This window comes from Thiohalobacter thiocyanaticus, assembly GCF_003932505.1.
In the GTDB taxonomy this organism is placed as follows: Bacteria; Pseudomonadota; Gammaproteobacteria; order Thiohalobacterales; family Thiohalobacteraceae; genus Thiohalobacter; species Thiohalobacter thiocyanaticus.
The window spans coordinates 2,781,538-2,801,704 of record NZ_QZMU01000001.1; the positions used below are offsets into that span (position 1 = coordinate 2,781,538).

19 protein-coding genes and 1 other RNA gene are annotated in these 20,167 nt (G+C 66.4%); 12 read left to right on the forward strand and 8 right to left on the reverse strand.

Features of this window, described 5'->3' with window-relative positions:
• Positions 1 to 18: 18 nt before the first annotated feature.
• From D6C00_RS13015 to D6C00_RS13025, 4 genes are all read left to right on the forward strand, one after another.
• A complete protein-coding gene (locus tag D6C00_RS13015; protein WP_125182097.1) occupies positions 19 to 657 on the forward strand; it encodes a hypothetical protein in 639 nt (212 codons plus the stop codon).
• Between the two features lie 85 nt (positions 658 to 742).
• Positions 743 to 2,458, forward strand: a complete 1,716-nt coding sequence (locus D6C00_RS13020) for a putative inorganic carbon transporter subunit DabA (protein ID WP_206609569.1) — start codon at positions 743 to 745, stop codon at positions 2,456 to 2,458.
• A gap of 25 nt (positions 2,459 to 2,483) precedes the next feature.
• A complete protein-coding gene (locus D6C00_RS16400) occupies positions 2,484 to 3,191 on the forward strand; it encodes a putative inorganic carbon transporter subunit DabA (protein ID WP_206609570.1) in 708 nt (235 codons plus the stop codon).
• 86 nt (positions 3,192 to 3,277) lie between these two features.
• On the forward strand, positions 3,278 to 4,057 hold the full coding sequence (locus D6C00_RS13025; protein WP_125182098.1) for an ADP-ribosylglycohydrolase family protein: 780 nt from the start codon (positions 3,278 to 3,280) through the stop codon (positions 4,055 to 4,057).
• A 24-nt stretch (positions 4,058 to 4,081) separates the two neighbouring features.
• On the opposite strand, the gene D6C00_RS13030 is transcribed toward D6C00_RS13025, so the two are convergent.
• The 5 genes from D6C00_RS13030 to D6C00_RS13050 all read right to left on the reverse strand — a co-directional run bounded on the left by D6C00_RS13030 (position 4,082) and on the right by D6C00_RS13050 (position 10,572).
• On the reverse strand, positions 4,082 to 4,396 hold the full coding sequence (locus tag D6C00_RS13030) for a hypothetical protein (RefSeq protein ID WP_125182099.1): 315 nt from the start codon (positions 4,394 to 4,396) through the stop codon (positions 4,082 to 4,084).
• 131 nt (positions 4,397 to 4,527) lie between these two features.
• The gene (locus D6C00_RS13035) at positions 4,528 to 5,760 is read right to left on the reverse strand and encodes an MFS transporter (protein WP_125182100.1); all 1,233 of its coding nucleotides are present in this window, start codon (positions 5,758 to 5,760) and stop codon (positions 4,528 to 4,530) included.
• Positions 5,757 to 7,046 carry a glycosyltransferase gene (locus tag D6C00_RS13040; protein WP_125182101.1) on the reverse strand — a complete coding sequence of 430 codons (1,290 nt, stop codon included), beginning with the start codon at positions 7,044 to 7,046 and terminating at the stop codon, positions 5,757 to 5,759. The genes D6C00_RS13035 and D6C00_RS13040 overlap by 4 nt, the downstream gene beginning before the upstream one ends.
• The gene (locus D6C00_RS13045; protein ID WP_125182102.1) at positions 7,043 to 9,295 is read right to left on the reverse strand and encodes a hypothetical protein; all 2,253 of its coding nucleotides are present in this window, start codon (positions 9,293 to 9,295) and stop codon (positions 7,043 to 7,045) included. Before D6C00_RS13045 ends, D6C00_RS13040 begins: the two co-directional genes overlap by 4 nt.
• 356 nt (positions 9,296 to 9,651) lie before the next feature.
• Positions 9,652 to 10,572, reverse strand: coding sequence for a LysR family transcriptional regulator (locus D6C00_RS13050; RefSeq protein WP_125182103.1), 921 nt, complete (start codon positions 10,570 to 10,572; stop codon positions 9,652 to 9,654).
• Between the two features lie 131 nt (positions 10,573 to 10,703).
• Here D6C00_RS13050 and D6C00_RS13055 point away from each other — a divergent pair, with 131 nt between their 5' ends.
• Positions 10,704 to 11,333: an FMN-dependent NADH-azoreductase gene (locus tag D6C00_RS13055; protein ID WP_125182104.1), complete on the forward strand. Its 630-nt coding sequence runs from the start codon at positions 10,704 to 10,706 to the stop codon at positions 11,331 to 11,333.
• A 66-nt stretch (positions 11,334 to 11,399) separates the two neighbouring features.
• On the forward strand, positions 11,400 to 12,257 hold the full coding sequence (locus tag D6C00_RS13060; protein WP_125182105.1) for a pirin family protein: 858 nt from the start codon (positions 11,400 to 11,402) through the stop codon (positions 12,255 to 12,257).
• Positions 12,258 to 12,338: 81 nt separating this feature from the next.
• Here the strand turns inward: D6C00_RS13060 and metK are convergent, their stop codons facing one another.
• The 3 genes from metK to D6C00_RS13075 all read right to left on the reverse strand — a co-directional run bounded on the left by metK (position 12,339) and on the right by D6C00_RS13075 (position 15,293).
• Positions 12,339 to 13,514: a methionine adenosyltransferase gene (gene metK, locus D6C00_RS13065; RefSeq protein WP_125182106.1), complete on the reverse strand. Its 1,176-nt coding sequence runs from the start codon at positions 13,512 to 13,514 to the stop codon at positions 12,339 to 12,341.
• Positions 13,515 to 13,632: 118 nt separating this feature from the next.
• Positions 13,633 to 14,481, reverse strand: a complete 849-nt coding sequence (locus D6C00_RS13070; RefSeq protein WP_125182107.1) for a methyltransferase domain-containing protein — start codon at positions 14,479 to 14,481, stop codon at positions 13,633 to 13,635.
• Positions 14,478 to 15,293 carry a glycine/sarcosine N-methyltransferase gene (locus tag D6C00_RS13075; protein WP_125182108.1) on the reverse strand — a complete coding sequence of 272 codons (816 nt, stop codon included), beginning with the start codon at positions 15,291 to 15,293 and terminating at the stop codon, positions 14,478 to 14,480. The genes D6C00_RS13070 and D6C00_RS13075 overlap by 4 nt, the downstream gene beginning before the upstream one ends.
• A 578-nt stretch (positions 15,294 to 15,871) precedes the next feature.
• On the opposite strand from D6C00_RS13075, the gene D6C00_RS13080 reads away from it, so the two are divergent.
• From D6C00_RS13080 to D6C00_RS13105, 6 genes are all read left to right on the forward strand, one after another.
• Positions 15,872 to 16,267 (forward strand): DUF4156 domain-containing protein, encoded by a 396-nt coding sequence (locus tag D6C00_RS13080; protein WP_125182109.1) that lies wholly within the window; start codon positions 15,872 to 15,874, stop codon positions 16,265 to 16,267.
• Between the two features lie 310 nt (positions 16,268 to 16,577).
• Positions 16,578 to 16,674, forward strand: an RNA gene (ffs, locus tag D6C00_RS13085) — signal recognition particle sRNA small type.
• A gap of 69 nt (positions 16,675 to 16,743) precedes the next feature.
• On the forward strand, positions 16,744 to 18,375 hold the full coding sequence (gene dnaX / locus D6C00_RS13090; RefSeq protein WP_125182110.1) for a DNA polymerase III subunit gamma/tau: 1,632 nt from the start codon (positions 16,744 to 16,746) through the stop codon (positions 18,373 to 18,375).
• A 164-nt stretch (positions 18,376 to 18,539) separates the two neighbouring features.
• A complete protein-coding gene (locus D6C00_RS13095; RefSeq protein WP_125182111.1) occupies positions 18,540 to 18,863 on the forward strand; it encodes a YbaB/EbfC family nucleoid-associated protein in 324 nt (107 codons plus the stop codon).
• Between the two features lie 8 nt (positions 18,864 to 18,871).
• On the forward strand, positions 18,872 to 19,468 hold the full coding sequence (gene recR / locus D6C00_RS13100; protein ID WP_125182112.1) for a recombination mediator RecR: 597 nt from the start codon (positions 18,872 to 18,874) through the stop codon (positions 19,466 to 19,468).
• A gap of 55 nt (positions 19,469 to 19,523) precedes the next feature.
• Entirely contained in the window at positions 19,524 to 19,892 is a 369-nt protein-coding gene (locus tag D6C00_RS13105; RefSeq protein WP_125182113.1) for a hypothetical protein, read from the forward strand.
• Positions 19,893 to 20,167: the final 275 nt, after the last annotated feature.

The window sequence follows — 20,167 nt, forward strand, 5'->3', positions numbered from 1 at the left end:
CTGGGCCTGGGCCTGTTCGTGCTGGCGTTGCTGCATCTGCTGGCGCATTCCCTGTACAAGGCGCATGCCTTCCTGTCCTCCGGCAGCATTGTCGATCAGCTGCGAGCTCCGGCGCCGGCGGCACGCCAGAGTGTCACCCCGGCGCAATGGCTTATGGCCCTGGCGGTCAGTGCCCTGATAAGCTTCGGCATTGCCTCCCTGTGGGGCATCACGCTGGCGACCGAGCCGGCGTTGATCGCGCTGGGGACCATTCTCAGCGTGGCTCTGGCGCAGTTGCTGATATCCGGCCAGACACTCGCCATCGGGCCTTCTCTGCTGCTGCGCCTGGGTGGCCTGTCGGCGTTGGTGGCGACACTGTATTTCGGTCTGCACACCCTGTTCGCGTTTGTCTACAGCGCGGTGCTGAGCCCCATTCCTGCTTCCGCCTCTGTCTTCGAGTATGCACTGATCGGCCTGGTGGCGGTCGTGTTTCTCGGACTGTCCCTGATGCAGTCGGTGCTCATACCGCGCTGCGACGCCGCCTGGCTGCGGCGGCTGTATGTGCATATCTACAACGGACTCTACATCGACCTGCCGGTCGAACGCCTGGTGTACCGTATCTGGCCGGCACGCTTCCGCGGTTCACGCCAGCGCGGCGCCGGCGCGGCCGGATATTGAAAAGGGATGGAGCCGAAACGCTGGCAGGGGGCACCTCATGACCAACCTGAACCCGGGAATTTCAGCTGCCGCGGACATGCCCGCGATGGCTGATCCGAATGCCGTCATCGATGCGGCGTGCGCCCGCATCCCGCCCTTCTGGCCGCTGGATGCGATGGTCGCCACCAATCCGTACCTGGGCTACGTCGAGCAGCCCTTCGAGCAGGCGGCGGAATATCAGCTGCGTATCCTCGGGCGGCGCATGACCGCGCCGCGGGCCTGGTACCGTCGCCAGTTCGAGGCCGGACGCATTACCGAGGCGGATCTGCAGTGCGCGCTGGAGCAGGGCAGGTCCGGACTGACGCCCGTCGAACTTGTCGCCGCCCTGCGGGAGCCTGAACCGCCGGCCTGCGCCCCCCTGCTGTATTCCGGCCTGCTGGATGAGCGTTACCGTCCGGCCCAGTCGCGGTATGTGATCCAGCAGGTCAGCCAGTTCTGCGCGGCCTGGTACGATCAGGGCCAGGCCCTGTGGCGCATGCCGCGATTCGCTGACACCCTGTATGCCGCCTGGCGTGCCTATCTGCGTATCGATCGCAGCCCGCGCTGGATGGAGATCTCGGATATAGAGACGCCACTGGCGGCACTGCCCGAGGAGGCGCGCGCGGCCATTCCGGTAGCGCTGGAGCAGCTCGGGGTGCCGGCGGACAGACACGAGGATTTTCTTACCCTGACGCTGGCCAGTATCGGCGGCTGGGCCAGCTATCTGCGCGCCCGCCGCTGGGAGGCGGAACTGGCGGGCGGAGCGGATGACGATATTGTCGGCCTGCTGGCTATCCGCCTGACCTGGGAACTGATCCTGCTCGCCAATGACGACCGGCCCGAACGGGTCGAGCTGTGGCGCCAGTCGCTGTGCTGCTGGCCGGAGCGCCTGGGCGAGGCACAGGCGCGGGCGCTGGAAATCGATCTGCTCTGGCAGCGGGCATTGGAGATCGAGTATCAGCGCCGCCTGGTCGCCGGCCTGCGCCGGGCCCCGGTGGCCGCGGCGGCGCCGGAACCGTCCCGTCCGCTGGCCTTGGCCGCCTTCTGCATCGATGTGCGGTCCGAGGTGTTCCGCCGGGCGCTGGAGACGGCCGATCCGGCCATCCGGACCCAGGGCTTTGCCGGCTTCTTCGGCGTCATGGCCCGCTTCCGGCCCCTGGGCGCGCAGCGCGCTCGCTCGCATCTGCCGGTGCTTCTGCCGGCAAGCTACGAGGTCTGCGAGACGGCCGGCGACGGCGATGGGCCGGCCACCGCCGCGCTGCGGCTGCAGCGGCGGTTGAAGCTGGGGCTTGCCAAGGCCTGGAAGCAGTTCAAGCTCTCCGCCGGTTCCTGTTTCTCCTTCGTCGAGACCGCCGGTCTGCTGGTGTATGTGCCCAGGCTGATCGGCGACAGCCTGGGGCTGAGTGCCCCCGTGGCGCATCCCGAGACGGCCGGCCTGTCGCCGGCCCAGGCGGCACGGCTCGGTCCCGATCCGGACGCGCACTGCGACGGGGCAGGCGGCATTCCAGTCGAGGCACGTCCGGAGACGGCCGCCTTCATCCTCAGGGCCATGGGGCTGAAGGCGCCTTTCCCGCGGCTGGTCCTGCTGGCCGGACACGGCAGCAGCACGGTCAACAATCCCCAGCGGGCCGGACTGGATTGCGGCGCCTGCGCCGGCCAGACCGGCGCGGCCAGTGTGCGCATGGCCGCCGGCCTGCTCAATGATGCCCGGGTACGCGCGGCACTGGCCGCGCAGGGTACCCGGATCCCCGGGGATACCTGGTTCCTCCCCCGCCCTGCATGACACCACCACGGATGCGGTGACACTGTTGGATAAGGCCCTGGTGCCGGCGGGACTGGCCGAGGACCTGGCGCGGCTGGAGCGGGCACTGGACCGCGCCGGTGCGCTGACCCGGGCCGAGCGTCTGACCCGGCTGAGCCCGCAGCAGCCGGCCGGCGATGCACAACGGCGGCAGGCCGTCGAACAGCGCAGCCGCGACTGGTCGCAGGTGCGCCCAGAATGGGGCCTGGCCGGCAACGCCGCCTTTGTGGCCGCTCCGCGTTCGCGTACCGCGCATCTGTCCCTGGAGGGACGGACCTTCCTGCATGAATACGACTGGAGGCAGGATGAAGGCTTTGAGGTGCTGAAACTCATCATGACCGCGCCCATGGTGGTCGCGAACTGGATCAACCTGCAGTATTACGGCTCCGTGGTTGATCCTGAGCACCTGGGGGCAGGCAACAAGGTGCTGCACAATGTGGTGGGCGGGCGCATCGGGGTGCTGGAAGGCAATGGCGGCGATCTGCGCATCGGGCTGGCCTGGCAGTCACTGCATGACGGGCGCGACTGGGTCCATGAGCCGCTGCGCCTGAGTGTCTTCATCGAGGCGCCGCAGGCGGCGATGGATCAGGTGCTGCGCGACCATGCCAGTGTTACCGACTTGGTCGATAACGGCTGGCTGCATCTGTTCCGGATCGATCCCGGCGGCGGGATCTACCGGCGCACCTCTCAGGGGCGTTGGGCCGCGGCCGATTGAGGCCCGGCAGGCCGTCCTGACAGCCGCTCTCGTCATCGGCTATCCTGTCCGGGGTTCTGTGCTCGTAGCGGCTGAGGGAGGCGGCAATGATCGGCGCCATCGCGGGCGATATCATCGGCTCGGTCTACGAGGCTGCGCCCATCAAGACCACGGACTTTCCCCTGTTCGGACCGGCCAGCCGCTTCACCGACGACAGCGTGATGAGCGTGGCCGTCGCCGCGGCCATCCTCGACAACCGGCTGTACGAGGAGGCGATGCGCCATTATGGCCGGCACTATCCCGACGCCGGCTACGGCGGCAACTTCCATCACTGGTTGATGGCGCCCGACCCGCATCCCTATCACAGCTTCGGCAACGGCTCGGCCATGCGCGTCAGCCCGGTGGGTTTCGCCTTCGACAGCCGCGAGGCGGTGCTGGCCGAGGCCGAACGCTCGGCCCGCTGCACCCACGATCATCCGGAAGGCATCAAGGGCGCGCAGGCGGTGGCGCTGGCCATTTTCCTGGCACGGCAGGGCGTGAGTAAGGCGATGCTCCGCGACGAGCTGGAGCAGACTTTCGGCTACGATCTGCGGCGCAGCCTGACCGCGATCCGTCCCGGCTACCGCTTCGACGTCTTCTGCCAGGGCTCGGTACCGGAGGCAATCATCTGCTTTCTGGAGTCCGGCGATTGGGAGTCGGCGGTACGCAACGCTGTCTCGCTGGGCGGTGACAGCGACACCCAGGCCTGTATCGCCGGCGGTATCGCCGAGGCCTTCCATGGCCCGCTGCCGGCGACGCTGCGCGCGCAGGTGCGCGGATATCTTACCGACGAACTGTGGGAGGTGACCGAGCGTTTCCACCGCCGCTTCGTGCGCACGGCGGATTGAGCCGCGCCGGCGGTTGCCGGAGGTTCAGTCCCGGCGGCTCAGAATCAGGCCCATGGGGCCGACCAGCTGCTCGTCCTTCAGTTCGAACACCATGTTGCCGTGCGGGCCCCGGACGATCACGTTGGTGTCGTCGATCTCGTATTCGCCGGCGGCCCGGGTGCCCATGGCATTCATGTAGACGGTGCCATCGGAGTCGAATTCATACTCCATGATGCCCATTTCATCGCCATACTTGCCCGACAGACCGGAACCGCAGGCACTGAGCAGAAGCGTGGCCGGAAGCAGGCACATCAAGGTCACGGCGCGACGCAGGTGGCGGGGGATGAAAGCATACAACATGCCGGTTTTCCTTCTGTTGGCTGTATCAGGGTGTCAGTCCGAGTATAGCCCCTGGTTGCGTGAAATCCTGACCGGGGTCCGGGCCGCACGCCTGTGCAGGTCGGGTTACGCTGCGCTGACCCGACCGACGATCAGGCGGCGATGGGTTGCCGGCCCAGCGCCAGCCGGGCCAGCAGGACGGCGACGAGGACACCCAGGCCGATGCCCGTGGCCAGGGCGGTGGTGCCGATGCCCAGATCCAGCAGCCCGCCCACCAGCGGCGGACCGATGGCCGTGGACAGGATCATCAGCGCCTGGACCAGGGCCCGGATGGCGCCCAGGTGCATGACGCCACAGCGTTCGGCCAGCAGCGGGGTGAGCGTGGTCGAGGCCAGCCCCAGCCCGAGTCCCAGCAGCGCCGGCCACACCAGGGCCGCCCAGTTCGCGGCAAAGCCCGCCAGCACGCCCATGGCCGCTGCCAGCGGCAGCAGGGCGGCGGCGAACAGCCGGGCGGCGGTGAAGCGGTCGACCAGCGGGCCGGCGCCGAGCAGGCCGGTCACATGGCCGGCGGCGAACAGGGCCAGGCCGGTGGCCAGCAACTCGGTGGACCAGCCCTTGGCCGCGGCCAGCGGGACCTGGTGAAAGAAGGCCACCGTGACCACGAAGGGTGGGGCGACCGCAGCCGGCATGAGCAGCAGGAAACGCCAGTCGCGCAGGGTCTCGTGCAGGGTACGGTCGGGGGCATGCTCCTGTCCGCCCGCCGCCGGTGCCTCGCCGCCGACGGCGCCGCGCAGCAGCCACAGCAGCAGGGGCAGGAACAGGACCAGCACCAGCGCGGCACTGATCAGCCACAGCCCGCGCCAGTCCAGCAGTGTCAATGCGGCCACGGCGGTGGCGGGAAACACGGCCTCGGCCAGGGGAAAGCCCATGGCCGCCAGGCTGACCGCCTTGCCGCGCCCGCCGTGAAAGCGCTGGGCCATGGTGGTCATGGCGATGTGGCCCATCAGGCCCTGGCCGCCCAGGCGCAGGGCGAACAGGGCAAGCACCAGGCCGGGCAGGCTTCCGGCCCCGGCCAGCAGCAGACAGCCGGCGGCCAGGATAATGGCTGCGCCGGTCAGATACAGCCGCAGGTCGAGCCGGTCGTACAGCCGCCCCAGCCACGCCAGCAGGCCGGCGCTGGCGAGTGTCGCCGCGCCGTAGACCAGCCCCAGGCCGCCGTGGCCGAGCCCGAAGTCGGCTCGCAGCGGGGCATTGAACAGGCCGACATAGAAGGTCTGGCCGAAGCCGGACAGGGTAGCGCAGAGCAGGCCGAAACCGAGCAGGCGCCAATGGCTGCCGACGAAGCACGCGTAGGCGCGCAGCGGGGCAAATGCGGGCGGGCTCATTCGGGATGTTTGTCGTCGGACCAGTAATCGCTGAGCGCGCCGTCACCCGCCCGGGTCAGGCTCCTGAGGATGTCCCACTCGGCCTTGATGCGGGCGCGGACCTGCTCCCACGCGGATTCCTCCTCGCGACTGTGCTCGGGCGCCTGCCGACTCAGGGCCTCGAAACATTCCAGCGCGTTGTCGGCCGAGCGGGCCATGGAGAATTCCTCGGCGGTGGCGCGGGCGGCGTTGACCAGGCGTTCGTGTTCCTGTGCCGGGCGGTCGTGGATCCATTCCAGCGCGGCGGCGAAGGCGACGGTATCCTCCTGTTGCAGCAGTCGGCCGTTGACCTGGTCCCGGACCACCTCGCGCGCACCGGTGGCATCCAGGGCCACCACCGGCAGACCGGCGGCCATGGCCTCGGTCAGCACCATGCCCTGGGTCTCGCTGTGGGAGGCGAAGGCGAACACATCCATGCCGTTGAGCGCATCGGCCAGCTCCTGTTTTTCCAGGGTGCCGAGGATCTGCAGCCGGTCGGCACAGCCGGCGCGGGCGAAGGCCTCGCGGATGGCGGGCTCGGACGGACCGGTCCCGACCACGATGAAATGCGCCTGCGCATGCTCGCGGACGAAGCCGGCCACGGCCTCGGCCAGGAATTCAAGGTTCTTTTCCGGTGCCAGCCGGCCCAGGTGGCCGACCACGAAGGCGTCATCGGGAATGCCGCGCTGTCTGCGAAAGGCGGTGCAATCCCCGTTAGAGAAATTTTCCACCTCCACCCCGGTGGGTACCACCCGCACCGGCACCGTCACACCGCGCTCCAGCAACAGGTCGCGGATGCTCTCGCTGGGCGCGAACACCTGATCGGCCAGGTTGGCGTAATGGGTCGCCAGCTCGATGATGAAGCGTTTGAACAGGGGCGAGTCGCCGGGCACATAGTGAGTGTACTGCTCGTACAGGGTGTGGTGGGTGAACACCAGCGGCCGCTGCAGGTAGCGCGCCATGCGCACCGCGGTCATGCCCAGCAGGAAGGGGTGCTGGGAATGGATGATGTCGGGGTCGAAGTCCTCCAGCGCTTCGGTCAGCCCGGCGGGGACGGGCAGGGCGACGGAGAAGTCGCTGGCATTGAAGTTCTGGATCGCCGGTATCCGGATGACGTCGGTCTCGTCCTCGGGCATGTGCTTGAACTCGGGCGCGACGGTGAGCACCCGGTGGCCGCGGTTGCGATAGTGGCGGGTGAAGGCCTGCACCGAGCGGGCCACGCCGCCGACGTGCGGGGTGAAGGTGTTGGTGAAGATGACGATGTTCATGCATCCTGTTCCTGTCTGACCAGGGTCAGGCTGTGCTGATCGCCCTGGACCTGTACCGGCTCGAAGCCCGGCAGCCGCACCTCGATCGGTGGCGGCTCTGTGTGCCACTCGGCCTGCCACTCGAGCTGCACCTGTGCCTGACCCTGCGGCGTGATCTGCACCGAGACCCGGCCGAAGCGCGTGGGCGCCGGGCCGAAGCGGATCGGCCGGTCCTGTTCCAGCCAGCGCCCGGGTACGCCGCCGGCCAGGATCAGCGTCTCGCCCTCCTCGCGCACGAAGGCGTTGCGCAGCATCAGCACCCATTCGGCGGCGGCCCAGACATGATGGCCGTCGCCCATGCAGCCGCCGCCGGTGCGCGGGTGGATGGCCTCGGGCCACTGGCCGGTGGGACTGGCCAGTTCCGCCACGGTATCCATCAGCTCCAGGTAGCGCGGATCGCCGGCACGCAGCAGGATCTGGGCCACGTGCAGGGTGAGATAGGCGTTGAGCCCGGAGTGGATCATGTCCTGGAAGAAGGCGCCGTTCACAAAACAATTGGCCAGCAGGAACTCGACCGAGTCCAGCAGCCGCGGATCATCCGGTGCACACTGCTGCAGCGGGTAGCCGACCGCCAGCGAGCCGATGGCCCCGGCATCCAGCCGCCGGTAGGGCGAGGCGGGCATGGCCGGCCGGCCCAGACGCTCGGCGCAGCCGGCCAGGCTGCGGTCGATGGCGGCGCTGAAATCCCGTGCGCCTTCAGTGCTTGGGCGGGCCGCTTCGGGATCGGCCTCGGCCAGCAGTTCACCGGCGGCATTCAGCCCGGCCACGCCCCAGAAGTCGTCCCAGTAATAATAGTCGTTCGGGCCCAGGTGCTCGGCGCTGAAACCGGCCGGCAGCAGCCCGGCGTGAGGCGAGGCGGGCGTGGCCGGCAGACGCTTGCGGGTGATCCAGCGCGCGCCGCGGGCGATGGGATTGTGCCAGTGTGCGCCCAGGCGCTTGCCGGTCAGCTGCTCGTAGCGCTGGAGGATCCACAGTACCTCGCCGTTGGCGTCCCACTCGCCTTCCTGGGAGCGGAAATAGCCGCGCGCGGTCTGGCGCGGCGGAAAACGTTCCAGGGCGCGTTCGGCGCGCGCATCCAGGCCCAGGCACAGCAGGGCGTGGATGATGAAGGCCGCATCGCGGAACCAGAAGCGTTTGTAGGTATAGGGGCCGGGGTAGACATCATCGGGCGAGTGCAGGATCAGCGAGGTGACGGCGGCGTCATAGAGGAACTGGTAGCGTGGCTCGGGGCACTCCAGCCTGCAGGCCTGACTGCGGATTTCCGGCCAGGCCCGGGGTGCCAGGGGGCGTGTCTGCTCCAGCGGAATACGTACCTGCAGCCGGGTCGGTTCGGCCTGGCCGATCGGGAACAGGGCGGCGGCGGTGAGCATGCCCAGATCGCAGCGCCCGTCGGGCTGATCCTCCTGGTCGCGCAGATGGATATAGACATCCCCTGCGCGGTAGTCGGAAACGTGATGACGCTCGGCCGGGGCGCTGAACTCGATCCGGCGGCCGCCATCGACGGTCCAGTGGCGGCGGTCCTCGGACAGCTTCAGTTCGTGTACGAAGCTGATGCCTTCCGGGTTGTAGGGCCGCAGCGAGACCACCAGCCAGGCGGGTACGCCGCTGGCGGCTTCCAGATCCAGTTCGCAGACGGGTTTGCCCTCACTGTCCAGTACCACCCGGGCGGTGCTGTGCAGGCTCAGCCCGTCCTGATGGGTGCGGGTATGGATGGCCAGATCGGGATCCATGCTCTGGGATTGCTCGCAGGCCGCGGCGCGCGAGGGCAGCAGGGCGCGGCCGTCGGCCGGCAGCAACACCCAGGCATCCAGCGAGGGGCCGTCGTAGTCGGGCGTGAGCAGGCCGCGCGGGTCGACCAGCGGTAGTGCCTCGCCGTCGGGATAGCCGATGGCGGTCCAGTTGCGGTGCGTCAGGTTGATGTGCGAAAGGGAAAAGGCGCGCGGGATGAAGGCCTCGTCATGCGGATCGTACTGACGCTCGATCCAGTAGGGCCAGACCCAGTCCAGGTTGTGCTGGATGACCTTGCTGTTGATCAGGCCGCGGGCATGAAACACCACGCCTGCGCGCAGCAGTTCCACCGGCTCGCTCACCTCGGAGGGTTGGGCGAAGCTGCGCAGCCGCGCCATCAGCTCGATGGGATCCAGAAAGCCCTGGCTGCGCGCGGCGCGACGCAGGATGAAGCGCAGGGGCAGCCATTTGGTCCAGCTCACGGCGACTCCTTGGTTGCAGTGAAAGATTCATTGTCGCGGAAAACCGACTGCCATTAAACCATGCTTCGGTATAACTGCAGGCTATGCGCGGGTTATAGCTGTTGCGCGGTGTGAACGCAAAGGACGCAGAGAGGCGGAGGCGCAAGGTTATGCAAAGAATGATTGGCGCTTGTGGATATATTGACTGTTTCCCGTTATTCCGGCGCAGGCCGGAATCCATTGACCGCCGCGGCTTCTGGATTCCGGCCTGCGCCGGAATGACGCCATAAGTGGAGCGGAGCCGGATTCGCGAACAGCTTTAGTGGTCTTTGCGCCTCCGCGCCTCTGTGTCCTTTGCGTTTCCAGCGTGAAGCCACCTAGTCCAACGCCAGGCAGCGCTCCCAGTAGGGCTCGCCGGCGAAGCGCTCGACCAGGAAATCGACGAAGGCGCGCACCCGCTGTGACAGGTGCCGGGTCTGCGGATAGACGGCATAGGCATGCACGCCCTGCCAGTGATGGTCGGTCAGCAGGGGGACCAGCTCGCCGGTCTCGATGGCGCGGTAGCAGATGAACAGCGGCTGCAGCACGATCCCCTGACCGTCGACGGCGGCCCGGTGCAGGAAGTCGCCGTTGTTGGCCTGCAGGGCCGCGCTGACCCGGACCTCGCCCGGGCGGCCCTGCGGGTCCTGATAGCGCCACAGGCCGGGATCGGGCAGGTTGGTGTAGAGCAGGCAGCGATGCAGGGCCAGTTCCTGCGGCCCGGCCGGCGTGCCGTGGGCCTGGAGATAGGCCGGACTGGCCGCCAGCACATTGCGGATGGGGGCGATGGGACGGGCGATGAGGCTGGAGTCGGGCAGGTCGGCGATACGCACGGCCACATCGAAACTCTCCTGCAGGATGTCCACCTGGCGGTCGTTGAAATCCAGATCGAAGCGGATCTCCGGGTGCAGCCGGATGAAGTCGTTGACCGCGGAGGTCAGGTGCAGCAGGCCGAAGCTCAGCGGTGCGGCCACCCGCAGGCTGCCGGACAGGGCGCCGTGCTCGCTGGACACGGCCAGTTCCGTCTCCTGCAGGTCGGCCAGCAGCCGCACGGCGCGTTCGTACAGGCTGCGGCCGGTGTCGGTGAGGTCCATGCGCCGGGTGGTGCGACGGAACAGCTGCACCCCCAGGTGCTGTTCCAGCTCGGTCAGACGGCGGCTGACCGCGGATTTGGCCACCTGCCGGCGTTCGGCCGCGCCGCTGATGCTGCCGGCCTCGACCACGCGGACGAAGTTTTCCAGAGCCTCGAAGCGGTCCATATCATTGTTCCTTATTCAGGAATAATTTATTCACAATAGTAGTATTTATTCTGGATAAATCAACAGCTAGGGTTGTCTCATCCCGGTTCGGAGATCCCGGATACCGGCACACGACACAGGAGCAGACAACCATGAGCCAGGATTCCGCAACTTCCCTGAACGTTCTGACCATTACGGCCAGTGCCCGTCAGAGCGGTTCGATCAGCCGCAGGCTGGTCGCGCAGACACTGGCGGCCCTGCGCGAGCGTCATCCCGGTCTGCGTGTCCAGACGCGTGACCTCGCCGCCGGTCTGCCGTTGCTGGGCGCGGACTGGATCGAGGCCAACTTCACCCCGCCGGCGCAGCGCGGTGCCGGGCAGCAGCGGACGCTGGCGCTGTCGGATACGCTGGTGCGGGAGCTTCAGGCCGCCGACCTGCTGGTGATCGGCACACCGATCTACAATTTCTCCATCCCGGCCGCTCTCAAGGCCTGGATCGACCTGGTGGCGCGGGCCGGCGTGACCTTCCGCTATACCGAAAACGGCCCGCAGGGCCTGCTGCGCGGCAAACAGGCGCTGATCCTGATCGCCAGCGGCGGTACCCCGGTCGGCAGCGAGATCGATTTCGCCAGCGGTTACCTGCGTCATGTGTTGGGTTTTCTCGGTATCGAGGACGTCACCGTGATCGCCGCTGACCGCATCATGCAGCAGCAGGACGAGGCGGTGGTGGCGGCGGAGCAGGGGATTGCTGCCGCGGTCGAGACCATGCGGAACGCCGCCTGATACGGCGCAGGTTGGGTCAGCGCTGCGCTCAGCCCAACCTGCAGTTGAAGAACCAGGAGAACAGAGATGCCCCATCGTGAAGTCAGACAACTCGTTCCCGCACAGGAGATCACCGAAGGCGCGGGCGTGACCGTGCACCGTACCCTGGGCACGCCGGCGCTGCGCAATCTCGATCCCTTTCTGCTGCTGGATCACTTCAGCAGCGACAATCCGGATGACTATATCGCCGGCTTTCCCGATCATCCGCACCGCGGCTTCGTCACCTTCACCTACATGCTGGACGGGCACATGCTGCACCGCGACAGCATGGGTAACCAGGGTGATCTGCAGGCTGGTGGTGCCCAGTGGATGAAGGCCGCCGGTGGGGTGATCCATTCCGAGATGCCGCAGCAGACCGCGGGCCTGATGCGCGGCTTCCAGCTCTGGATCAACCTGCCGGCCGGCGAGAAGCTGAGTGCGCCGGCCTACCAGGAATTCAGCGCCGAAGCCTTTCCCGTGTACCGTGAAGCGGGGATGCAGGTGAAGGTGTTGAGTGGCGAATATGCCGGGCTGCGCGGACCGGTGGAGGATCCGCATACGCAGGTGCAATATCTGGATGTGACTCTGGCGGCGGGGCGGCGGTTCGAGCATGAACTGACCGGGACGTTGAACGCCTTTGTCTATGTGTTCGAAGGCACGGCAGAACAGGCGGGAACGCATCTGCCTCGCCACACCCTGGCGGTACCCGGCAAGGGTGAAACCCTGACCCTGGAGGCCGGCAGCGACGGGGCGCGTTTCATTCTGGTGGCCGGCCGGCCCATCGGCGAGCCCATCGCCCAGTACGGCCCCTTCGTCATGAACACGCAGGAAGAGATCCATCAGGCCATGCGCGATTACCGCGACGGCAGATTGGTGCAACAGCGCGCGGAAGTTCGTGGCGAGTGAAGCCGGAGCGGTGAAAGATTAATAAAAAAGGCCCCTGAAAAGGGGCCTTTCGGTGTTGCTGCCGGGTTGTCCCGGGACGGATCAGGCCGTCTTGAGGTTGGCGTCGCCCGCCATGGCCTCGGCGCGGTCGGTCTTCTCCCAGGTGAACTCCGGCTCCTCGCGGCCGAAGTGGCCGTTGGAGGCGGTGCCGCGGTAGATCGGGCGCAGCAGGTCCAGCATCTGCACGATGCCCTTGGGACGCAGGTCGAAGTGGGCACGGATCAGGGCCTCGATCTTGGTCTCGTCGATCTTGGCGGTGCCGAAGGTCTCGACGTGGATGGAGACCGGCTTGGCCACGCCGATGGCGTAGGCGACCTGGACCTCGCACTTGTCGGCCAGGCCCGCGGCGACCACGTTCTTGGCCACGTAGCGTGCGGCATAGGCGGCCGAACGGTCGACCTTTGTCGGATCCTTGCCGGAGAAGGCGCCGCCGCCGTGACGGCCCACGCCGCCGTAGGTGTCGACGATGATCTTGCGCCCGGTCAGGCCGCAGTCACCGACCGGACCGCCGATGACGAAACGCCCGGTGGGGTTGATGAAGTACTCGGTCTTGTCGGTGATCATGCTGGACGGGATGATCGGCTTGATGATCTCCTCCATCACCGCTTCCTTGAGCTGTTCGTAGCTGATGTCCTCGGCGTGCTGGGTGGACAGAACCACGGCGTCGATCGACTTGGGCACATTGCCCTCGTAGCGGACCGAGACCTGGGACTTGGCGTCCGGACGCAGCCACGGCAGCGTGCCGTCCTTGCGGACCTTGGTCTGCTGCTGGGTCAGCTTGTGCGCATACTGGATCGGCATGGGCATCAGCTCGTCGGTCTCGTTGGTGGCATAGCCGTACATGAGACCCTGGTCGCCCGCGCCCTGATCCAGGTCCAGACCGGCGCCTTCGTCCACGCCCTGGGCGATGTCGGGAGACTGCTTGTCCAGCGAGATCAGCACGGCGCAGTTCTTGCCGTCGAAGCCCATGGCGCCGTCGTTGTAGCCGATATCCAGGATGGTCTCGCGCACCACGTCGGTGTAGTCGACCACGGCCTTGGTGGTGATTTCGCCGGCGATGATGGCCATGCCGGTGTTGACCATGGTCTCGCAGGCCACGCGGGACAGCGGGTCCTGCGCGAGCAGTGCGTCGAGAATGGCGTCAGATACGTTGTCGGCCACCTTGTCCGGGTGACCTTCGCCTACCGATTCGGAAGACACGATATATTCGCGTGCCATGTAAACCTCCTGATGGGTTTTTGGACAACCGCCTCGTGCGGTCGAGTTAATGAAAAAAGTCGGTCCCGCCGCCGCCGTGGCGGCTCGGGACGGATTCGGTCAGTGGCCGGTGACGGCCTCAGTCCGCGGTCTTGCGGAAATGCAGGATGCCCCAGCTCAGGTAGCCCTTGTTGCCGGCGTCGACCCAGTGGCCCAGACCGGTGATCATGCGGTCAATGTACTCCTCGGAGACCCTGTTCACCAGATCCTCGCGGTTGCGGGTCAGTTCCTCGCGCACGCGGCCGTAATGGACGGGCAGGCGCTCGGTCAGATCCTCGACCTCGATCTCCTTCAGGCCGTTGCGGGCGGCCTGCTCGCGGTAGAAGCCGATCGAGCCCAGGCTGCTGAGGTGGATGCGGTCATAGACCGGCTGCAGCACGTCCTCGGGGCAGTCGTCGGCCTGCATGGGGTCGGTGAAGATCAGCTCGCCGCCGGGCTTGAGCACGCGCGCGGCCTCCGAGATCACCTTGTCGCGATGGCCGCTGTGCAGGAAGGAGTCCTGCGACCAGACCACGTCGAAGGTCCCGCTGTCGTAGGGCAGGTTCTCGAAGTTGCCGTCGACCACCTCGATCAGGTGGTCCAGGCCCTGCTCCTTGTTCATCTGCCGGTCGCGTTCGTTCTCCTTCTCGCTCAGGTTGAGCGCAACGACCCTGCAGCCGTAGGTCTTCGCCAGGTAGCGGGCGGCGCCGCCATAGCCGGCGCCCACGTCCAGGACGTAGCTGTCCGGCCCCAGATTGTCGAGCTTGGATGCGATGCGCTCCACGGTGCGGCGGCTGGCATCGGCAATGGGTTCCTGGTCGTCCCGGTACAGGCCGATATGGATGTCTTCACCGCCCCAGACGTGGTAGTAGAAGTTGTCGGCGTCGTCGCTGTTGTAGTAACTGCGTGCCGTTTCCACGACCTCGGAATAGGATGGGGTGGTACTCATTCATTATCCTCCTGCTGATGATAGTTCTTCTCAGCGATATGGATGTAGAAGTCCGGCTCTGCCTCGCGGTAGGTCTCCTGGAAGTCGCCGTAGGTGGTGACCTTCTGGAAGCCCACTTCCTTCATCAGGCGCCGCGTGTAGTCCTTGCGCAGCGGGAACATGTTCAGGTGATAGACGGACTTGTCGGGGAACTCGTAACGGAACCGGGCCAGCGAGTCGTCGACATATTCCGGCGAGGCGCTGACGTTGTCGCCGCAGTAGTAATAGTTATGCGTCGGCTGGATCTTGTGATCCAGGATGGCGTCGTAGTTGCGCTGATCCAGGATCAGGATGCCGTCGTGACGCAGGGTGGCGTAGAACTCGGCCAGGGCCTTGCGGCGGTCGTTTTCGTTATGCAGGTGGGTAAAGGAGTTACCCAGGCAGATAACCGCATCATAGAGATCGTGAACGTCACGGTTCAGCCAGCGCCAGTCGGCATGGACGGTGCGCAGGATGTGGCCGCGCTTGCGGGCATTCTCGAAGGCCTTGGCCAGCATTTCCGGACTGCCGTCCGCGCTGGTTACTTCGAAGCCGGCCTTCATCAGCTGTACGGAGTGAAAGCCCGTGCCGGAGGCCACGTCGAGGATCTTCTTGGCGCCGCGTTCCTTGAGGGCCTGGATGAAGAAATCGCCTTCGCTGTTGGCGCGGCCGTCCCAGTCGATCAGTTCGTCCCACTTGTCGACGAAGCCGTGGACATATTCATCCTTGTACTGGTCGGTGTCGCGGACCTTGAGGGGGTCGTCGCCATAATTCTGCTGGGCAGTTTTTTGCACAGTATTTCCTCCCGTTGCGGTGCCAAACGGTCCTACGGGCGATCTCGTGCAAAGCGGGTGGTTACGCTTAACTTCTGGTATTCACCTTCCGCCGGGATGGTTTGGCACCAGTTGTCGTTTATCGCGAACAGGACATCTCGTCCTGATACTGATTCAAGGTCGCGGACCCTGTGGCCCGCCGGATAAATACACGATGACGGAAGTGTTACACCGTTGCCCGCTTCAGGGCAGAGACAGTCGCGTTCGCCGTGTCATGGAGGGACGGTAACGCTGACCCGTGATGTATTAGTCCGCATATCTTACAGATTTCCGAGTTAATTTTCACCCCCGATTCCGGTTTAATTGTGTGTCCCCGGTTGGACGGGGGCGTGAAACCCGGGTTTTTTCCAATTATTACAAGTGTCTTGGATATTCCCGGGATATAATCGGGAATTAGGCGGGAAAACCGTTCCGCCTGGGCTATGCCGGCGATGTTGCCCGGTGTGTCCCGGCGTGGCAGGCTGATGTCGGATGGCGCTGCCGCGGGACGGCCCGCGGTGAGATGAGTGATCATACATACATAAAGGATTGACAGATTCATGTTAGACAAACTGTGGTGCGCCGGTCACTGGACGGGTGGCGGACTCGCCGCGGGTGCCGTGTTGCTGATGACGGGCTGTACCTGGGTCGAGCCGACGGATGAGGGCGCGCAGGTGGAAGTGGTGCAGACCGATGCGGTGGCCGACTGCCACAGGGTCGGCACCACCCGGGTCTCGGTGCTGGACCGTCTGGCGGGGGTTCCGCGCAGCTACCGCAAGCTGGAGCAGGAACTGGACACCCTGGCGCGCAACAGCGCCGCGCGCATGGACGGCGACCGGGTGGTCGCCGAGACGGAGATCGTCGATGGCGAGCGCACCTACGCAGTTTATGACTGCAGTCGGCCCCGGCAGGAGGAGGCCGGCTCCGACGGCGCCGAGGTGTTTCCCCTGCGCTGAAACCCGGCGCCACTAAGACAATCATAAACAAAGCCTCATTCAGCGGGTCTCTGAGCGGTCAGGCCGCAAGGCGCAACGCCGCGGATGGCCGCCCAGAGGCCCGCCCGCAGGGAGCCACCCCCAGGGCGCAGCTCGGCGTTGCAGCGCTTGACAAGGGCCGGGCCATTGCCTTACGCACTGCGCCTTGATCTGCACCCTGGGGGTGGCTCTGAATGAGGCGTTGTTTATAATTGTCTTAGTAAGCGATTGATGAAAGTGGGAAACTGTTATACCCTGCGCCCTCCTTGCAGTACCGTTCAATGGTGGCTTGTGCCGGTCCCTCCGCAACGATAAGCTGTGAACCCCGTCAGGCCCGGAAGGGAGCAGCGGCAGCAGTGGACTCGGGTGCCGGAGTGTGGCGGGTACAGGCCGCCTCCTATTACTCTATATATGCCTCCTACGGCCGCGTGCGGCCTTTAGCGTATTCAAGTATGTAAATGTCCTATCAGGTTCTTGCCCGCAAATGGCGGCCGCGCAGCTTCACCGAGCTGGTGGGCCAGGCCCATGTCCTGCGCGCGCTGGTCAACGCGCTGGACAACGACCGTCTGCATCATGCCTACCTGTTCACCGGCACCCGCGGCGTGGGCAAGACCACGCTGGCGCGCATTCTGGCCAAGTCGCTGAACTGCGAGACCGGCGTGGGTTCACAGCCCTGCGGCGAATGCTCGGCCTGCCGCGAGATCGACGAGGGCCGCTTCGTGGATCTGATCGAGGTCGACGCCGCCTCCCGCACCAAGGTCGACGAGACCCGCGAGCTGCTGGAGAACGTCCAGTACGCGCCCACCCGCGGACGCTACAAGGTGTATCTCATCGACGAGGTGCACATGTTCTCCAACCACAGTTTCAACGCCCTGCTCAAGACCCTGGAGGAGCCGCCGCCGCATGTGAAGTTCCTGCTGGCGACCACCGATCCGCAGAAGCTGCCCGTGACCATCCTGTCGCGCTGCCTGCAGTTCAACCTCAAGCGCCTGCCGCCGGAGCAGATCCGCGACTACCTGGAACAGATCCTGGAGCGTGAGGGCATCAAGGCCGAGCCGGGTGCCCTGCGCGAGCTGGCCCGCGTTGCCGACGGCAGCATGCGTGACGGGCTGAGTCTGCTGGACCAGGCCATCGCCTACGGTGGCGGCGAGGTCGGAGAGGCCGAGGTCCGCACCATGCTGGGTACCATCGAGCGCGAGTTCGTCTACGATCTGGTACGGGCGCTGGCCGCCGGAGACGGCAGGGCGCTGCTGGCGCGGGTCGCTGATGCCGCCGAGCGCAGCACCGATTTCGCCGCCCTGCTGGCCGAGCTGCTGTCGGTGCTGCAGCGCATCGCGGTCCACCAGGCCCTGCCCGACGGCGGGGTGGACGAGTATGCCGATGCCCCCGAGGTGATCGCCGAACTGGCCGCGGCCCTGAGTCCCGAGGATGTGCAGCTGTTCTACCAGATCGGCCTGATCGGGCGGCGCGACCTGCCGCTGGCGCCGGACCCGCGTGGCGGGCTGGAGATGATCCTGCTGCGCATGCTCAGTTTCCGCCCGGCGGCGGCCGGCAGCGACAGCCCGGCCCCGGCCGCCGGCACGGCGCGACCGGCCCGGGCGGGCAGCGCCGCTGCCGGCGCGTCTGCGGCTGCCCGCGCCTCCGCCCCTGCCGGGGAATCCCCTGCGTCCACGGCGCCCGGTGCCGCCCCGCCCGCTGGCGATGACTGGCCGGGCCTGATCGCCGCCATGGGGCTGCGTGGGCTGGCCGGACAGCTGGCGGAGAACTGCACCCTGCTCAGTTGCGAGGAAAACCGCGTGCAGCTGCACCTGGACCCGGCCCATCAGCACCTGCTCACCCCGGCGCTGCAGGGCAAGCTGGGGGAGGCCCTGAATCGCTGCCTGGGGCGCGAGGTGCGGCTGGAGATCGACAGCGGCAGTGACGCGCAGCCGGCCGCCGAGACCCCGGCCCGGCAGCAGGCCCGGATGGCGCAGGAGCGCCAGCAGGCCGCCGAGAGCGCCATTGCCGGGGACGAGACCGTCCGCGCGCTGCAGGACACCTTCAATGCCAGGGTCCAGCCCGACAGCATCCGGCCCCTGGACGATGCATGAATGCTCACTAAGGAGTAAGGATGCAAGGCTACAGTTACACGGCGTCATCCCCGCCTTCGCGGGAATGACGGTGTATTCGGCGTGTCAGCCGGGATTTCAGACTGCTGTGTAAACCTTCAGATCGTTGATCTGGGTTTATCCGGAAACTATTGAGAGGAAAGGCAATGAAAGGCGGACTAGGCAACATCATGAAGCAGGCCCAGCAGATGCAGGCCAACATGGAGAAGGCCCAGCAGGAACTGGCCAATGTCGAGGTCACCGGCCAGGCCGGCGGCGGCATGGTCTCGGTGGTCATGACCTGCCGCAACGAGGTGCGCCGGGTCAACATCGACGACAGTCTGATCGGCGACGACAAGGAGATGCTCGAGGACCTGATCGCCGCCGCCATGAACGATGCCGTGCACAAGGCCGAGGCGACCACCCAGGAGAAGATGTCCGGGCTGACCGCCGGCATGGGTCTGCCGCCCGGCTTCAAGATGCCCTTTTAACTGCAATCATGACCCTGTCCCCGGCGATCCAGCGCCTGGTCGAGGCGCTGCGCTGCCTGCCCGGCGTGGGGCCCAAGTCGGCCCAGCGCATGGCCTTCCAGCTGCTGGAGCGCGACCGCGAGGGCGGGCGGCGTCTGGCCGCCGCCCTGGAGGAGGCCATCGACAAGGTGGGCCACTGCGAGCAGTGCCGCACCCTGACCGAGGAGCCGGTCTGCGGCATCTGCCGCAGTGACAGCCGCGACCGCGGCCAGCTGTGTGTGGTCGAGACCCCGGCCGACATCGTGGCCGTGGAACAGGCCACCGATTTCCGCGGCCTGTATTTCGTCCTCATGGGCCATCTCTCGCCGCTGGACGGCATCGGCCCGGCCGACATCGGCCTGGACCGGCTGGCCGAACGTCTGGCCCGGGGCGAGGTGGCCGAGATCATCCTGGCCACCAATCCGACCGTGGAGGGCGAGGCCACGGCCCAGTACATCGCCGATCTGGCCCGCAGCCACGGCATCCGGGCCACACGGCTGGCGCATGGCATCCCGCTCGGGGGTGAACTAGAATATGTGGACGGCGGTACCCTGTCGCACGCCTTCAGCGGCCGCCGGGATCTTTAACCTGCGTTCTCGTCAGTAAGCCGCACCCGGTCACAAGGGAAGGTACGGTCACGGAATGGACGTCTCTCGCTTACCCGTCATCGCTCACGGCCCGGGCCTGCCCACGCCGGCCGGTTCCCACACCCCGCGCAACCGGGGAGTGGAGCCGTTGCTCGAGGCCGCCGCCACCCGCCGTCCGGGGGACGCCGTCGAGCAGGTCATCCAGGGCGAGCTGCTCCAGCGCGGCCGCGGCGAGCGCCACTACAGCCCCACCAGTGATTTCCTGCGCTCGCGCCTGTTCGAGGCCGGAGACGATGCCGGAAACGGCAGCAGTGCGGCCGCCAATTCCGCCGGCCGCCAGGCCGTCGGTGCCTATCTTGCCCACACCCGCGACCTCATCCAGCCCGACGCCAACCGCGGCACCGCGGTCGATTATTTCATTTGAGCCTGTGGGTGCTTCATGCCGGGGCGGTATTCGAGCTACGGATGAACACGGATGCAACCTGAAATAATTCGTATAAGCCGCGAATGAACGCGAATAAACGCGAATAATAAAACTACTCGTCATTGTGAAGCGCGTCAGATCGTGGGCCTGAACAGGGGTCGTATGGCCCGTATCCGGCATTGTGGTCAACGGATGGATGCCGGGAACACTGTGCTTATCCCGGCCTACGGGTTGATAAAGGTGTTTTGAATTATTTGCGTTTATCCGCGTTCATT

Bases quoted from the DNA above. Each gene is read 5' to 3' on its own strand.
- D6C00_RS13020 (WP_206609569.1), top strand. From the start codon at position 743: ATGGCTGATCCGAATGCCGTCATCGATGCGGCGTGCGCCCGCATCCCG.
- D6C00_RS13025 (WP_125182098.1), top strand. From the start codon at position 3,278: ATGATCGGCGCCATCGCGGGCGATATCATCGGCTCGGTCTACGAGGCT.
- D6C00_RS13030 (WP_125182099.1), bottom strand. From the start codon at position 4,396: ATGTTGTATGCTTTCATCCCCCGCCACCTGCGTCGCGCCGTGACCTTG.
- D6C00_RS13035 (WP_125182100.1), bottom strand. From the start codon at position 5,760: ATGAGCCCGCCCGCATTTGCCCCGCTGCGCGCCTACGCGTGCTTCGTC.
- D6C00_RS13040 (WP_125182101.1), bottom strand. From the start codon at position 7,046: ATGAACATCGTCATCTTCACCAACACCTTCACCCCGCACGTCGGCGGC.
- D6C00_RS13050 (WP_125182103.1), bottom strand. From the start codon at position 10,572: ATGGACCGCTTCGAGGCTCTGGAAAACTTCGTCCGCGTGGTCGAGGCC.
- D6C00_RS13055 (WP_125182104.1), top strand. From the start codon at position 10,704: ATGAGCCAGGATTCCGCAACTTCCCTGAACGTTCTGACCATTACGGCC.
- D6C00_RS13060 (WP_125182105.1), top strand. From the start codon at position 11,400: ATGCCCCATCGTGAAGTCAGACAACTCGTTCCCGCACAGGAGATCACC.
- metK (WP_125182106.1), bottom strand. From the start codon at position 13,514: ATGGCACGCGAATATATCGTGTCTTCCGAATCGGTAGGCGAAGGTCAC.
- D6C00_RS13070 (WP_125182107.1), bottom strand. From the start codon at position 14,481: ATGAGTACCACCCCATCCTATTCCGAGGTCGTGGAAACGGCACGCAGT.
- D6C00_RS13080 (WP_125182109.1), top strand. From the start codon at position 15,872: ATGTTAGACAAACTGTGGTGCGCCGGTCACTGGACGGGTGGCGGACTC.
- dnaX (WP_125182110.1), top strand. From the start codon at position 16,744: ATGTCCTATCAGGTTCTTGCCCGCAAATGGCGGCCGCGCAGCTTCACC.
- D6C00_RS13095 (WP_125182111.1), top strand. From the start codon at position 18,540: ATGAAAGGCGGACTAGGCAACATCATGAAGCAGGCCCAGCAGATGCAG.
- recR (WP_125182112.1), top strand. From the start codon at position 18,872: ATGACCCTGTCCCCGGCGATCCAGCGCCTGGTCGAGGCGCTGCGCTGC.
- D6C00_RS13105 (WP_125182113.1), top strand. From the start codon at position 19,524: ATGGACGTCTCTCGCTTACCCGTCATCGCTCACGGCCCGGGCCTGCCC.